We start from the raw sequence: 14,044 nt of genomic DNA, 5'->3' as shown, positions 1-14,044 counted from the left end.
TCCCCCGTCAGCGCGCCGTTGGCAGCGGACCTCGGGCATTCTCGTAGGCGGCGCCGACCCGGTACAGCCGGTCGTCGGCCAGGGCGGGCGCCATGATCTGCAGGCCGACGGGCAGGTTGTCGTCGGGCGACAGCCCCGACGGCACGGACATCCCGCAGTGGCCCGCCAGGTTGAGCGGCAGCGTGCACAGGTCGAACAGGTACATCGCCAGCGGGTCGTCGAGCTTCTCGCCCAACCGGAAAGCCGTCGTCGGCGTCGCCGGCGAGACCAACACGTCGACCTTCTGATAGGCCTCGTCGAGATCGCGGGCGATCAGCGTGCGCACCTTCTGCGCCTGGTTGTAGTAGGCGTCGTAGTACCCCGCCGACAGCGCGTAGGTGCCGATCATGATGCGGCGCTTGACCTCCGGACCGAATCCGGCGGCGCGGGTCAGCGCCATGACCTCTTCGGCGCTGTGCGTGCCGTCGTCGCCGACGCGCAAGCCGTACCGCATGGCGTCGAAGCGGGCCAGGTTCGACGACACCTCCGACGGCAGGATCAGGTAGTAGGCGGCCAGCGAGTGGTCGAAGTGCGGGCAGTCGACCTCGCTGACATCGGCGCCCAGCGCGGTCAACTGCTCCACGGCGGCGTTGAACGACGCCAGCACACCTGACTGGTAGCCGTCACCGCGCAGCTGCTTCACTACGCCGATGCGCACGCCCTTCAGGTCGCCCGAGGCGCCGGCCCTCGCCGCGCCGACGACGTCGGGCGTCGCGGCATCCACCGACGTGGAGTCCTTGGGGTCGTGCCCGGCGATGACCTGATGCAGCAGCGCGGTGTCGAGCACCGTGCGCGCACACGGTCCACCCTGATCCAGCGACGACGCGCACGCGATCAGCCCGTAGCGCGACACCGTGCCGTAGGTGGGCTTGACGCCGACGGTCGCGGTCAGCGCCGCCGGCTGGCGGATCGAGCCGCCGGTGTCGGTGCCGATGGCCAGCGGCGCCTGGAACGCCGCCAGCGCCGCGGCGCTGCCGCCGCCCGAGCCGCCGGGCACGCGGTCGACGTCCCACGGGTTGCGCGTCGGGCCGTACGCGGAGTTCTCTGTCGAGCTGCCCATCGCGAACTCGTCCATGTTGGTCTTGCCCAGGATCGGGATGCCCGCTGCGCGCAACCGCACCGTGACGGTCGCGTCGTACGGCGAGCGCCAGCCCTCGAGGATCTTCGACCCGCAGGTCGTCGGCATGTCGGTGGTGGTGAACACGTCCTTGAGCGCCACCGGGACACCCGCCAGCGGCGAGGGCAGCCGTTCGCCCTCGGCGACCGCGGCGTCGATCCGCGCCGCGGCGGCCAGCGCCCGATTCGCCGCCACGTGCAGGAACGCGTGATAGCGGTCGTCGGTCTCGGCGATCTGATCCAGACAGGCCTGGGTCGCTTCAGTCGACGACACCTCGCCGGCGGCGATCTTGTCCGCCAGTGTCGCGGCGTCGAGCCTGATCAGGTCGGCGCTCATGCCTCCTCCCCCAGGATCCGCGGCACGGCGAACCGGCCCTCGGCCGCCTTGGGCGCCTGGTCCAGCGCCTCGTCCTGGGTCAGGCACGGCTCGACGACGTCGGGCCGGAACACGTTGACGTCGGTGAGTGGATTGCCGGTGGGCTTGACCCCGGCGACGTCGACGGCCTGGATCCGGCCGACGTGGGCGAGGATGGCATCGAGCTGGCCGGCGTAGGAGTCCAGTTCGTCCTCGGTCAGGGCGAGGCGGGCGAGGCGGGCCAGGTGGGCCACCTCGTCTCGGGAGATCTGCGACACGACAGGCAAGCCTAGTCACCGCCCCCGAGACGGCCGTCGCCGGAATGCCGGGCGTTACCGGCTGTGCAACAGTGTGCGCGTGCCTTCGTATCTGCTGCGGGTCCAGCTCGAGGACCGACCGGGCAGCCTCGGCTCGCTGGCCGTGGCGCTGGGATCCGTCGGCGCCGACATCCTGTCCCTCGACGTCGTGGAGCGCTCGGCCGGATACGCGGTCGACGACCTGGTGGTCGAGCTGCCGGCCGGGGCGATGCCGGACATGCTCATCACCGCCGCCGAGAAGATCAAGGGCGTGTACGTCGACGCCGTCCGACCGCATATGGGACTGCTCGAGGCGCACCGCGAGCTCGAGCTCATCGACCACATCGCCGCGGCCGGCGCCAAGACCAGGAAGTTGCAGGTGCTCGCCGACGAGGCGCCGCGGGTGCTGCGGGTCGGCTGGACCACGGTGGTGCGGCTGACCGAGTCCGGGCCCGAGCGCGTCGTGGGCAGCCCCGGTGCCCCCGAAACCCAGGCGGCCGAGACGCCGTGGCTGCCCCTCGACCACGCCGAGGCTCTCGACGGCGAGGCCGAGTGGGTGCCGCGGGTGTGGCGGGACATGAGCACGACACTGGCGGCCGCACCGCTCGGCGACCCGCGCACCGCCGTCGTGCTGGGCCGGCCCGGCGGTCCGCACTTCCGGCCCTCGGAGGTGGCCCGGCTCGGCTATCTGGCGGGCATCGTCGCGACGATTCTGCGCTGAGCCGGCGCCCGGCGGGCTGTTACGGTTGCACACGACCGCTTGACCGCACCGCCCGCACGCCGTCGGAAGGGTTCTGAGTGGACACGGTTCTGATCCTGCTCGCCGCCATCCTGTTCTTCGCGGCGGTCATCGTGTTGATCAAGGCGCTGCAGCGGCCGAAGCAACCGAAAACCCCCAGCGGGCGGGAAGATCCGCTGAAGTTCGCCGCGTCGATGCCGCAGTTCGGCCCCCGCCAGCTCGGGCCCGGAGCGATCGTCGCGCACGGCGGCGTCGACTACGTCGTGCGTGGCTCGGTGACGTTGCGGCAAGGACCGTTCGTGTGGTGGGAGCATCTGCTCGAAGGCGGCTCCGAACCGCTGTGGTTCAGCGTCGAGGAGGACGAGGGACGTCTGGAACTGGCGATGTGGGCGCGCCGCGACGACCTGGCGCTGCAACCGGGCGGCGGGCTGGTCGTCGACGGGGCGTCGTTCCGCGAGACCGAACGCGGCAGCGCTTCCTACACCACCGAGGGCACGACCGGACTGCCCGCCGGCGGCGAGATGGCCTTCGTCGACTACGCCGACGCCGGCGAAACCTCCTTCCTCGGGTTCGAGCGATGGGCCCCGGACATGCCGTGGGAGATATCGGTGGGCAGGCCGGTGCTGCCCGGCGAGCTCACCGTCTATCCCGCTCCACCGCCCAGCACACAGGACCGCTGAATTGCCGTTGCATCGCCTGGCCGTGTCCCCGGCCGACGTGTCCGGGGCGGGACTGCGGCTGGCACTCAACGCGCCCGCGCCGACCCCGCTGGCGAGCTGCCGGCTCGACCATCCCCGCGGCGGCTCGCTGATGCTCGGCGTGCTGGGCGCCTCGCATGTGATCACCGTCGATGACGCGTTCTCCGAAGAGGTTTCGTGCACGGCCCACGCCGAGACCCCGTTGCCCGACCGCGCCGACGCTCCGGGATACCGCCTCGAATCGCGCAGCGAGACGCACGGCCGGGCGACATTCGACGGCCTGGCACACGCGCTGCGGGAGCGGTGTGAGCACGAGGCCCGCTGGTTGGGGGGCGCCTTCCCCGGCGACGACGCGGCGCTAACCGCGCTGGCCGCCGAACCCGACGGCGCCGGGTGGCGTTGGCAGACCTGGCATCTGTACCCCGAGACGACCGGCGGCACCGTCGTTTACACGAGCAGCCGGTGGCGGCCGTGACCCGGGCGGGACTGTTCTGGCTCGCGGGCGGCCTCGCCGTGGCCGGCGCCGCCTTCCTGTTGTTCGGAATCTCCCTGCAGAGCAAGGACATTCGGTCGCACGTCGCCAACAGCTACCGCGTGTACAACACCGGGACGGACGAATCCCGCTATGCTTGTGACGGGCCGCCGCGAGCGGTTGCCGACCAGATCGCCGCCTACCAGCCACCCCAAGCGCGCGCGACCGATCGCGGCACCGAATACCTGCGCTACGAGGACGACGTCGTGACCGTCGGCCCCGACGGCACGCGACCGTGCAGCGTGCGCGTCGAGGACATCAACAAGCGCTACAGCTCCGGCGGCTTCATCTTCCTCGGTCCCGGCTTCACACCCGGGTCTCCGGCGGGCGGCTCGGGCGGCAGCCCCGGCGGTCCGGACGGGACGAAATGACGCCCGCACCACGAGAAGGAGATTCCATGTATCTGGCCGTCGTCGAGTTCGGCACCGTCAGCGGCGAGAGCCTCGCCCAGAACGTGGTCGCCGCCATCCTCTACTTCATCGTCGGTGTCGCCGTTCTCGCGATCGGGTTCGCGCTGGCCGACGTACTCACCCCGGGCAGCCTGCGCCATTTGGTGTTCGTCGAGAGGCGGCCCAACGCCGTCGCCGTCGCCTCGGGCATGTACGCCGCCCTCGCGATCGTGGTCGTCTCGGCGATCCTGGCCAGTTCCAGCGAACTGGGCCAGGGCCTGGTCGACGCGGCGGTCTACGGCCTCGTCGGCGTCGTCCTGCAGGGGCTTGCGCTGGTCGTGCTCGAGGTGGCCGTGCCGGGTCGCTTCCGTGACCTCATCACCGAAGAACGCCTGCATCCCGCGGCCATCGCCACCGCTGTGACGCTGCTCGCCGTGGGAGGGGTGAACGCCGCCGCGCTGTCATGACGGCCACCGAGCACGACGCACCGGCACCGCGGCTGGCCGGATCCGCGACGCGCTGGCGGGCAGTGTTGTTCGCGGCGGTGGCGGCGTGTGCGGCGTGCGGCATCGTTTACGAGTTGGCGCTGCTGACGCTGTCGGCCAGCCTGCACGGCGGCGGAGTGGTGGCGATGTCGATGATCGTCGCCGGCTACGTCGCTGCGCTCGGCGTCGGCGCGTTGCTGGTCAAGCCCGTCCTGCACCGCGCACCGATCATGTTCATCGCCGTCGAGACGGCACTGGCGATCGTGGGCGGATTGTCCGCTGCCGCACTGTATGTCGCGTTCGCGTTCGTCGGCGGATCGCTGTGGGTGCTCGCGATCGGCACCGCGCTGATCGGCTGCCTGGTCGGCGCCGAGGTGCCGCTGCTGATGACCTTGCTGCAACGCGGCCGCACGGCAGGCGCCACCGACACCGGCCGCGTGCTGGCCAACCTCAACGCCGCGGACTACCTGGGCGCGCTCGTCGGCGGCCTGGTCTGGCCGTTCCTGCTGCTCCCGCACCTCGGCATGATCCGCGGCGCCGCCGCGACCGGCATCGTCAACCTGGCCGCCGCGGCCGTCGTCGCCCTGTTCCTGCTGCGGCGGGTGGTCAGCACCCGTGAGCTGGCCGCGTCGCTGACGGTGCTCGCGACCGCGCTGGCGCTGCTCGTCGTGCTGCTGGTGCGCGCCGACGGCATCCAGACCTCGACCCGTCAGCGGCTCTATGCCGATCCGATCATCGCCTTCGAGCGGTCGGCCTACCAGGAGATCGTGGTGACCCGGCGCGGCAACGACACCCGGCTGTATCTCGATGGCGGACTGCAGTTCTCGACGCGCGACGAGTACCGCTACACCGAGAGCCTGGTGTACCCCGCGCTCGGCGACGGCGCCGCATCCGTGCTGATCCTCGGCGGCGGTGACGGCCTGGCCGCGCGGGAACTGTTGCGCCAGAACGGTATCGGGTCCATCGTGCAGGTGGAGCTGGACCCCTCGGTGGTCGCGATGGCGCGCACCACGCTGCGGGACGCCAACGCCGGCGCACTGGACGACCCACGGGTACGCGTGGTCATCGACGACGCGATGACGTGGCTGCGCGACGCGCCCGCCGACGCCGTGCCACGCGGCGGCTTCGACGCGGTCGTCGTCGACCTGCCCGACCCCGACACCCCGGTGCTGGGCCGGCTGTACTCGGTCGAGTTCTACGCGCTGCTCAGCCGCGTGCTGGCGCCCGACGCCCTGGTGGCTGTGCAGGCAGGCAGCCCGTTCTCCACACCGACGGCGTACTGGCGCACGGTGTCGACCATCCGCGCGGCGGGTTACGCGGTGACGCCCTACCACGTGCACGTCCCGACCTTCGGCGACTGGGGGTTCGCGTTGGCCCGCCGCGGCCCGGACGCCCCGGTGCCGCGGGTCCCGGACGACGCGCCACCGTTGCGCTACCTCGACCAGCGAGCACTCGACGCGGCCACCGTGTTCGGCGCCGACAACAGGCCGCAGTCGTTACCGCCGTCGACGCTGGACCATCCGCGCATAGTCGACGACGTGCGCTCCGGCTACCGCTGAGGTCAGCCCCCCGCAGGCACCGGCCACCGGTCGTTGACGTCGGCGTTGGTGTCCTTGCGCGCACAGTGGGCGCAGCAGAACATCGCCTCCTCGGTTTCGATCCCGTGGCCCAGGATCCGGCAACCGCAGTGAGCGCACTCCGGCGCCAATTGCACGGCCGCGCACTCGACGCTGTCGAACGTCGCACTGCGGCCGTCGGGCCACGTCACGGTGAACGCCTTGTCGTAGTCGTTGCCGCAGGTATCGCAGATCGTCATCACCACTCCTTGTTCACTCGCCCAGACGAGTGCCCGGTGAATGGCACCGACAAACGCGCGCCTCAGACGCCCTCGGGCCCGCGCTCCAACAACCGCCCGAAGCCGTCCTCGTCGAGGATCGGCACACCCAGTTCGACGGCCTTGTCGTACTTCGAGCCCGGCGAGTCGCCCGCGACCACGTAAGCGGTCTTCTTCGACACCGAACTGGCGGCCTTGCCGCCGCGCGCGACGATGGCCTCCTTCGCGTCGTCGCGCGAGAACCCGGTCAGCGATCCGGTGACGACGATCGACAGCCCGTCCAGCGTGCGCTCGATACTGGTGTCGCGTTCGTCGGCCATCCGCACCCCGGCGGCGCGCCATTTGTCGACGATCGCGCGGTGCCAGTCGACGGTGAACCACTCCGTCACGGCCGCGGCGATCGTCGGGCCGACGCCTTCGACGACCGACAGCTCGTCCTCCGAGGCGGCCATGACCGCGTCCAGGTCGCCGTACTCGGTGGCCAGGGCGCGGGCCGCCGTCGGTCCCACGTGCCGGATCGACAACGCCACCAGCACCCGCCACAGCGGTTTGGACTTGGCCTCGTGCAGGTTCACCAGCAGCCGCTTGCCGTTCGCCGAGAGGTTTCCGTCCTTGGTCCGGAACAGCTCGGTGCGCAACAGGTCCTCGCTGCCGAGCGTGAACAGGTCGCCCTCGTCGGCGATGACACCGGCCTGCAGCAGCGCGGTCGCCGCCTCGTACCCGAGGCCCTCGATGTCGAACGCGCCGCGGCCCCCGACGTGAAAAACCCGCTCCCGCAACTGCGCCGGGCAGGACCGGGTGTTGGGGCACCGGATGTCGGCGTCGCCCTCCTTCGCGGGCGCGAGCTTGGTCCCACACTCCGGGCAGTGCGTCGGCATCACGAACTCGCGTTCGGAGCCGTCGCGCAGGTCGACGACCGGACCCAGCACCTCGGGGATGACGTCGCCGGCCTTGCGGATCACCACGGTGTCGCCGATGAGGACGCCCTTGCGCTTGACCTCCGAGGCGTTGTGCAGGGTCGCCTGGCTGACCGTCGAACCGGCGACCTTGACCGGTTCCATCCACGCGAACGGGGTGACGCGGCCGGTGCGCCCGACGTTGACCCTGATGTCGAGCAGCTTGGTCTGCGCCTCCTCCGGCGGGTACTTGTACGCGATCGCCCAGCGCGGCGCGCGCGACGTCGAGCCGAGGCGGCGCTGCAGTGCGACGTCGTCGACTTTGACCACCACGCCGTCGATTTCGTGTTCGACGTCGTGGCGATGCTCACCCCAGTAGGCGATGCGCTCGGTGACCGCGTCCAGCCCCGCGACCTGCGCGGTGTGCGCGGAGACCGGCAGCCCCCACGCCTTGAGCGCGCGGTAGGCGTCGTGCAGCGTCTTGGGCCGGAAGCCCTCGGCGCGGCCGAGGCCGTGGCAGATCATCCGCAGCTTGCGCCGCGCGGTGACGGCCGGATTCTTCTGCCGCAGCGAGCCCGCGGCGCTGTTGCGCGGATTGGCGAACGGCGGCTTACCCTCGGCGACCAGTCCGGCGTTGAGCTCCTCGAAGTCGGCAAGCCGGAAGAACACCTCGCCGCGCACCTCGAGCACCGTCGGCAACGCGAATTCGCTTGATTCGGCTAGCTTTTCGGGTACGTCTTCGATGGTGCGGGCATTGAGCGTCACGTCTTCGCCGGTGCGTCCGTCACCGCGGGTGGCGGCGCGCTCGAGCCGCCCGTCGCGGTACACCAACGACAGGGCCACCCCGTCGATCTTGAGCTCGCACAGAAAGTTGGCGTCTCGGGCCAGTTCGGGGCCGATCTCCCCGGTGAGCCGGGCCGCCCACGCGGCGAGCTCGTCCGGCGTGAACGCGTTGTCCAGGCTCAACATCCGCTCGAGGTGTTCGGCCGGCGTGAAGTCGGTGGCGAAGCCGGCGCCGCCGACCAACTGCGTCGGCGAGTCGGGCGTGCGCAGCTCGGGATGCTCGTCCTCGAGGGCCTGCAGATCGCGCAGCAGCTTGTCGAACTCGGCGTCGGTGATGATCGGGGCATCGCGGACGTAGTAGCGGAACTGGTGGTCGCGAACCTCGTCGGCGAGCTCCTGCCAGCGCCGGCGCAGGTCCGCCTCGGCGGCGTCGTCGGACTGTTCGGCCAGCGCAGCCTGGGGATCCGGGGTTGCCTTGGAGCTCACTCTCGCAGGCTAACCGAGCAGGGCGACAGCACACCCCGCGCCCGTGCCGCGGCAGCTCAGTCGGCGTACTCCACGAATGTGGCCATGCCACCGTCGAGGTGATAGTCGTTATGACAATGGATGATCCATCGACCCGGGTTGTCGGTGTCGAAGTCCATCTCGACGGTCTGGTTGGGCGGGACGAGCACGGTGTCCTTGCGGGCGCCCAGTGCAGTGCCGGTTCCGCCCGCCCGCCCGGCGGGCTGCACCACCTGGAAGGTGTGGCCGTGCAGGTGGAACGGATGAAACATCATCGACTCGCTGATGAAGCGGACCCGGACCCGCTGGCCGGGTGCGAGCGGGATGCCGTCGTTGGGCGGATCGTAGAGCTTTCCGTTGATCGGCCAGGTGTATCCCGCCATCGGACCCTGCAGCCGCAGGTCGAGCGTGACATCCGGATCGCGTGGGGCAAGGACGACCTGCGGTGCGGGGGTGAGCAGCGCGGTGTTCAGCACCTCTGACGTCCGCAGGGTCTCGACGAACTGAGCGACATCGCCCCTCGGCGGCGCCCCGTCGACCCGCAGGGTCAGCTGCGCGTAGCCGTCCTTGCCCTCCGCGGCGGCGACCACCGGCACCGACGACCCCACGGTGATGATCGCGTCGGCCCGTTCGCCCATGCCGAGGATCACCGCGCTCGTCCGGCGAGGGACGGCCGGGTAACCGTCGGTGTGGGTGACCGTCATCTCGGTGCCCGGCACCGCGACGCGGAACGCCGTATCGGCACCGGCGTTGATGATACGCAGCCGAATCCGTTGTCCGGCACGGCAATCGGTGACCTGTGGGTCCTTGGTCGTTCGGCCGTTGATCAGGAAGTACGGGTAGGTGACATCACCACCGTCCTCGCCGAGGGGCAGCGTCGGACTCAGTGGCGGCGACGGCCCGGCCATCGGCTTCATCCCGGTCTTCTTGAGGTTCTCGGCCACCTGGTCGGGGGTGGTGCCGGTGCCGTCGATCCAGTCGTCGATGACCACGACGAGTTCGTCGTCGTAATCGCCGCCGTCATCGGGGTCCTCGATGATCAACGGGCCGTACATGCCGCGGTCCAACTGGGTGCCGACATGCGAATGCAGGTAGTAGGTGCCGGCGTCGGGCACGACGAACTCGTAGTCGAAGCGGTCACCGGGCGCGATCGCCGGCTGCGTCAGCACCGGCACCCCGTCCATCGCGTTCGGTATCGCCAGCCCGTGCCAGTGCACCGACGTCGGCTGCGGCAACCCGTTGCTCACCGGCACCTTCAGGGTCTGGCCCCGGCGGAGCCGGATCTCCTTCGCCGGGACGGTGCCGGTGTAGGTCCAGGTCCGCACGGCGACACCGCCGAGGTCAACGTCGGTCTCTGCGGCGTTGAACGCGACTTCGACGGCATCCGATGCGCCCCCTGCGGCGGCTGGTTGGGCCGAGCGCGCCGAACAGGCGCCCGCGGACCCGGCGGCCACGCCGAGAGCGGACAACACCAGAAACCCGCGCCGGTCGATCATGATCGAAGCGTGGCACCTTCGCGCCGCTTCCGGCACGAATTGGCCGCGCTAGTCTGGCCCCATGCCACACCCGGTCATGTTCCGCGACGACGATCCGGTGCTGGGGCGGGTACGCGAGATCGCGCTGGCGTTCCCGCAGGCCTACGAGAAGGTTTCCCACGGCAGGCCGGCGTTCTTCGTCACCAAGATGTTCGTGATGTACGGCGGCAGCGTGAGGCCACCGGCGAAGGGCGACTACCTCCAGTATCCGCAGTCGATCGTGGTCAAGGTCGACGCGAGCGACCGGGCCGCGCTCGCCAAGGACCCTCGCTTCTTCTTCCCGGCCTATCTCGGGCCGTCCGGCTGGCTGGGCCTGGATCTGGGCGCGCGCCGGACGGGCGACAGGGACGTCGATCGGGATGTCGATTGGGATGTCGATTGGGATGAGGTCGGCGAACTGGTCGACGCGTCGTTCCGGTTGACCGCGCCGAAGAAACTCATCAGCCAGCTCGACCAAGTCTGACCGGCAAGCGGCAGAGCATGATTCGATCGGAGGCGCCATGAGTTTCGCGAGCCCGTTCCCCGAAGTCGACATCCCGTCCACCAGCGTCTACGACTACCTGTTCGGCGACATCGCCGACGAGGACCTCGACCGGGTCGCGCTCATCGACGCCAGGTCCGGGCGGGAGACCATCTACCGCGAGATGATCGCCCGCGTCGACGCATTCGCGGGCGCGCTGGCCGCACGCGGTATCGGAGTCGGCGATGTGGTCGGCCTGCTGTCCCCCAACAGCTCGGCGTTCGCCGTCGCGTTCCACGGCATCCTGCGCGCCGGTGCGGCGGCCACCACCATCAACGCGTTGTTCACCGCCAAGGACATCGCCAAGCAGCTGACCGACTCCGGCGCCAGGATGCTGCTGACGGTCGCCCCGCTGCTGGCCCAGGCCAAGGAGGCGGCGGCCGCCGCCGGGCTCCCCGACGACGCCTTGGTGGTGCTCGACGGCGCAGGCGTCGACGCCGACGGCCATCCCAACGCCGCGGAGTTTCTCCAGTCTCGGCCTGCCGCACCCGAAGTGAGCTTCGCCCCGTCGTCGCATCTGGCGGTGCTGCCCTACAGCTCGGGAACCACCGGCAACCCGAAGGGCGTGATGCTCACGCACCGCAATCTGGTGGCCAACGTCGCGCAGATCCGACCGTTGCACGGAATGGTGGCCGAGGATGCGGTGCTCGCGGTGCTGCCGTTCTTTCACATCTACGGGATGACGGTGCTGCTCAACGCCGCGTTGCACGCCCGCGCCCGGCTGGTCGTCATGGGAAGCTTCGACCTCGGCGACTTCCTGGCCCACATCCAGAACCACAAGGTCACCATCGCGTTCATCGCGCCGCCGGTGGCCGTGGCGCTGGCCAAGCACCCGCTGATCGACGAGTACGACCTGTCCTCGCTCAACGTCGTGATGTCCGGTGCGGCGCCGCTGGACGCCGACCTCGGCGCCGCCGTGGCGCAACGACTGGGCTGCCGCGTCGTCCAGGGTTACGGCATGAGCGAGCTCAGCCCCGTCAGCCACATCACCCCGTTCGACACCGGCGCACACGACATGAAGGTGAGCGCACCGCTCAGTTCCGTCGGCTGGACGGTGTCCAACGCGATGTCGAAGATCGTCGATCCGGAAACCGGCGACGAGATCCATCCTCCGGCAGGGGGTCTCAGCGCCACCGGTGAGCTGTGGTTCAAGGGCCCCAACGTGATGGTCGGCTATCTCGGCAACGAGGCGGCCACCAAGGAGACCATCGACGAGGACGGGTGGCTGCACACCGGCGATCTCGCGCAGGTCGACGCGCACGGCTGCGTCTACATCGTCGACCGGCTCAAGGAGCTGATCAAGTACAAGGGCTATCAGGTGCCGCCCGCCGAACTGGAGGCGGTGCTGCTGAGCCATCCCGACATCGCCGACGCGGCGGTGGTCGGCGTTCCGGACGCCGAGGGCGAGGAGGTGCCGAAGGCGTTCGTGGTCAAGCAATCCGGCGCGGAGCTGACCGAGGACGACGTCATCGAGTTCGTCGCCGGCCAGGTGGCGCCGTACAAGAAGGTGCGCCAGGTGCAGTTCATCGAGGCGGTGCCGAAGTCGGCGTCGGGCAAGATCCTGCGCAAGGATCTGCGCAGCGGGTCAGGACCGGCCTGAGAACCGGTTCTGCCGCTCGGCGGCCTGCGCCGCACGCGCCTGGCGATAGCCGAGCGCCGCGCCGGCCGCCGGGATCAACAGCAGACCCGCGACGCCCCATAGCGGTTCGGTGAGTTCGGCAGCGGGCGCGACGACGAACTGCCGCACCACGGTCGGCGGGGTGGCGATCCGGTCGACCAACGACGGGGCCTGCACCGGGGGCGGCGGCGGCGGAGGGGGCGCCGGCGGCTCTGCGGGTTGCGGCGACGGCGCTCGCCAGCGAGGTTCGGGATCATCGCGCTGGATGCCCGGGGCCCGACCGTTGCCGATCGTCACCTTGGGCGGTTCGAACACCGACGTGGCTCCCGGCGACACGGCGCCCGATCCACCGCCGGAGTCCGCGTCGGCGCCGGGGCTCAGCCGCGCGATGTCCTCGCGACCGGACCCAACCCGGGTTCGCGGGCCGTCGCTGCTACCGCTCTTCGAGGCGTCGTCGGAACCCTCGCGGGCGCTTCGCGGGCCGTCGCTGCCGCGGCGGTCGTCGTCCTTGCCGCCGCCGCGAGAACCGCCGCGGCCGTCATCTCCGCGATCGGAGGCGCTGCCCCGGTCCGACCCTCGGGAGCCGCCGGGATCGGCGAACGCCACCGCCGCACCGGAACCGCCGAGCAGCAGGAACACCGATAGGACTCCGACACCTGCCGCGAGGCGCGGGCTGGATCGAGCCACTGTTCCTCTCCCGGGTGGCGAAGTCGAACGACGGGGATTTGCCAAGCATTGTTGCACGACACGGGCGCAAATCTGCGAGGTCTTCAGCGAACGCGCTCAATTTGTTGTTTCGTCGTCCTCGACGAAGGCGCGCAACCGGTCGATGGCGCGGTCCCACCGTTGCGACAGCGCGGTGAGGTATTCGCTGGCATCGGCCAGCGGCCGCGGCTGCATCCGCCAGATGCGTTCGCGTCCGGCCCGCCGGCTGCTGACCAGCCCCGCGGACTCCAACAGTTTCAGGTGCTTGGTCGCGGCCTGCCTGCTGACCGGCACCACCTCGGCGACGTCCGTCGTCGAACAGGGGCCGCCGTCACACAACCGGACGACGATGCGCAGCCGATTGGGGTCGCCGAGGGCGTCGAAGTACGACGAGTACGCCGACAGTGGCGCCTCCGCCGTCGTGGGGCTCACACCCTCTCGCCGAGAGCGAGGTATTTGCGGACGAGCTCGGTCTGGGCTGCCCAGCCCTCGCTGTTGCCCTCGTAGGCGGACGCGCGTCGAGCGGCGGGCAGCGCGTCGAACCCGGACTCGACGATGCGCAGCAGCACCCCGTCCGGGGTTTCCTCGAGCGTGAACTCCACCAGCGTCATCGGTTCATTCGTCGGGTCGGCGCCGTCCTCGACGCCGTAGGGGTGCCAGCGGTACGCCAGCCGTCGTGGCGGTTCGACCGCGACGATGTGCCAGGTATCGGCCTGACCCGCATAGGGCGCCTGGGCCTTGGCTAAGTCGGCGTCGACGGCCGTCGGGGTCATGACGCCGGTGACCGCGGTGCCCGCGACGAACGGCCCGTCGAAGCGCACCCCGAACCACTGGCCGAACTCGTCGGCATCGCTGATCGCCCGCCAGACGCGGGTCAGCGGGGCCTTCAGCGTGACTTCCTTCTCGATCCGATCCGAACTCATATGCAACCTCCTGGTTGCACCTCACGGTAGTCGCCCATGCGGTTAGACGCAACCTTTTGGTTGCGCTTTCTATCCTC

The 14,044-nt window shown here is 70.2% G+C and carries 16 protein-coding genes; 8 read left to right on the top strand and 8 right to left on the bottom strand.

The window, feature by feature from the left end; translation table 11 throughout:
- Positions 1-7 precede the first annotated feature (7 nt).
- Together gatA and gatC are read right to left on the bottom strand one after the other, a co-directional pair.
- A complete protein-coding gene (gene gatA / locus ABGB19_RS02575; protein ID WP_347683664.1) occupies positions 8-1,492 on the bottom strand; it encodes an Asp-tRNA(Asn)/Glu-tRNA(Gln) amidotransferase subunit GatA in 1,485 nt (494 codons plus the stop codon).
- The gene (gene gatC / locus ABGB19_RS02570) at positions 1,489-1,788 is read right to left on the bottom strand and encodes an Asp-tRNA(Asn)/Glu-tRNA(Gln) amidotransferase subunit GatC (RefSeq protein WP_347683662.1); all 300 of its coding nucleotides are present in this window, start codon (positions 1,786-1,788) and stop codon (positions 1,489-1,491) included. The genes gatA and gatC overlap by 4 nt, the downstream gene beginning before the upstream one ends.
- A 79-nt stretch (positions 1,789-1,867) precedes the next feature.
- Between gatC and ABGB19_RS02565 the strand changes: the two genes are divergently transcribed.
- From ABGB19_RS02565 to ABGB19_RS02540, 6 genes are all read left to right on the top strand, one after another.
- A complete protein-coding gene (locus ABGB19_RS02565; RefSeq protein WP_347683660.1) occupies positions 1,868-2,527 on the top strand; it encodes an amino acid-binding protein in 660 nt (219 codons plus the stop codon).
- A 77-nt stretch (positions 2,528-2,604) separates the two neighbouring features.
- Complete coding sequence (locus tag ABGB19_RS02560; RefSeq protein ID WP_347683658.1) at positions 2,605-3,225, top strand: DUF4178 domain-containing protein; 621 nt, start codon at positions 2,605-2,607, stop codon at positions 3,223-3,225.
- Between the two features lies 1 nt (position 3,226).
- Complete coding sequence (locus ABGB19_RS02555) at positions 3,227-3,718, top strand: DUF2617 family protein (protein ID WP_347683656.1); 492 nt, start codon at positions 3,227-3,229, stop codon at positions 3,716-3,718.
- The gene (locus ABGB19_RS02550) at positions 3,715-4,146 is read left to right on the top strand and encodes a DUF4247 domain-containing protein (RefSeq protein WP_347684678.1); all 432 of its coding nucleotides are present in this window, start codon (positions 3,715-3,717) and stop codon (positions 4,144-4,146) included. The genes ABGB19_RS02555 and ABGB19_RS02550 overlap by 4 nt, the downstream gene beginning before the upstream one ends.
- Positions 4,147-4,172: 26 nt before the next feature.
- Positions 4,173-4,631, top strand: coding sequence for a DUF350 domain-containing protein (locus tag ABGB19_RS02545; RefSeq protein ID WP_347683654.1), 459 nt, complete (start codon positions 4,173-4,175; stop codon positions 4,629-4,631).
- Positions 4,628-6,208: a polyamine aminopropyltransferase gene (locus tag ABGB19_RS02540; protein WP_347683652.1), complete on the top strand. Its 1,581-nt coding sequence runs from the start codon at positions 4,628-4,630 to the stop codon at positions 6,206-6,208. The genes ABGB19_RS02545 and ABGB19_RS02540 overlap by 4 nt, the downstream gene beginning before the upstream one ends.
- A 2-nt stretch (positions 6,209-6,210) precedes the next feature.
- On the opposite strand, the gene ABGB19_RS02535 is transcribed toward ABGB19_RS02540, so the two are convergent.
- The 3 genes from ABGB19_RS02535 to ABGB19_RS02525 all read right to left on the bottom strand — a co-directional run bounded on the left by ABGB19_RS02535 (position 6,211) and on the right by ABGB19_RS02525 (position 10,162).
- Positions 6,211-6,465: a hypothetical protein gene (locus tag ABGB19_RS02535; RefSeq protein ID WP_347683648.1), complete on the bottom strand. Its 255-nt coding sequence runs from the start codon at positions 6,463-6,465 to the stop codon at positions 6,211-6,213.
- Between the two features lie 62 nt (positions 6,466-6,527).
- Positions 6,528-8,612, bottom strand: a complete 2,085-nt coding sequence (gene ligA, locus ABGB19_RS02530) for an NAD-dependent DNA ligase LigA (RefSeq protein WP_347684676.1) — start codon at positions 8,610-8,612, stop codon at positions 6,528-6,530.
- A gap of 92 nt (positions 8,613-8,704) precedes the next feature.
- Positions 8,705-10,162 (bottom strand): multicopper oxidase family protein, encoded by a 1,458-nt coding sequence (locus tag ABGB19_RS02525; protein ID WP_347683646.1) that lies wholly within the window; start codon positions 10,160-10,162, stop codon positions 8,705-8,707.
- A 61-nt stretch (positions 10,163-10,223) separates the two neighbouring features.
- On the opposite strand from ABGB19_RS02525, the gene ABGB19_RS02520 reads away from it, so the two are divergent.
- On the top strand, positions 10,224-10,664 hold the full coding sequence (locus ABGB19_RS02520; protein WP_347683644.1) for an MmcQ/YjbR family DNA-binding protein: 441 nt from the start codon (positions 10,224-10,226) through the stop codon (positions 10,662-10,664).
- 37 nt (positions 10,665-10,701) lie between these two features.
- Positions 10,702-12,321: a 4-coumarate--CoA ligase family protein gene (locus ABGB19_RS02515; protein ID WP_347683642.1), complete on the top strand. Its 1,620-nt coding sequence runs from the start codon at positions 10,702-10,704 to the stop codon at positions 12,319-12,321.
- On the opposite strand, the gene ABGB19_RS02510 is transcribed toward ABGB19_RS02515, so the two are convergent.
- The 3 genes from ABGB19_RS02510 to ABGB19_RS02500 form a co-directional block, all read right to left on the bottom strand.
- Positions 12,307-13,026 (bottom strand): hypothetical protein, encoded by a 720-nt coding sequence (locus tag ABGB19_RS02510; protein ID WP_347683640.1) that lies wholly within the window; start codon positions 13,024-13,026, stop codon positions 12,307-12,309. The genes ABGB19_RS02515 and ABGB19_RS02510 overlap by 15 nt on opposite strands.
- Positions 13,027-13,122: 96 nt before the next feature.
- On the bottom strand, positions 13,123-13,476 hold the full coding sequence (locus tag ABGB19_RS02505) for a metalloregulator ArsR/SmtB family transcription factor (RefSeq protein WP_347683638.1): 354 nt from the start codon (positions 13,474-13,476) through the stop codon (positions 13,123-13,125).
- On the bottom strand, positions 13,473-13,967 hold the full coding sequence (locus tag ABGB19_RS02500; protein WP_347683636.1) for an SRPBCC family protein: 495 nt from the start codon (positions 13,965-13,967) through the stop codon (positions 13,473-13,475). The genes ABGB19_RS02505 and ABGB19_RS02500 overlap by 4 nt, the downstream gene beginning before the upstream one ends.
- Positions 13,968-14,044: the final 77 nt, after the last annotated feature.

Source organism: Mycobacterium sp. B14F4 (assembly GCF_039871645.1).
Classification (GTDB): Bacteria; Actinomycetota; Actinomycetes; order Mycobacteriales; family Mycobacteriaceae; genus Mycobacterium.
Note: the sequence above shows the minus strand (reverse complement) of the source record. Positions and strands in the feature narration are given on the sequence as shown.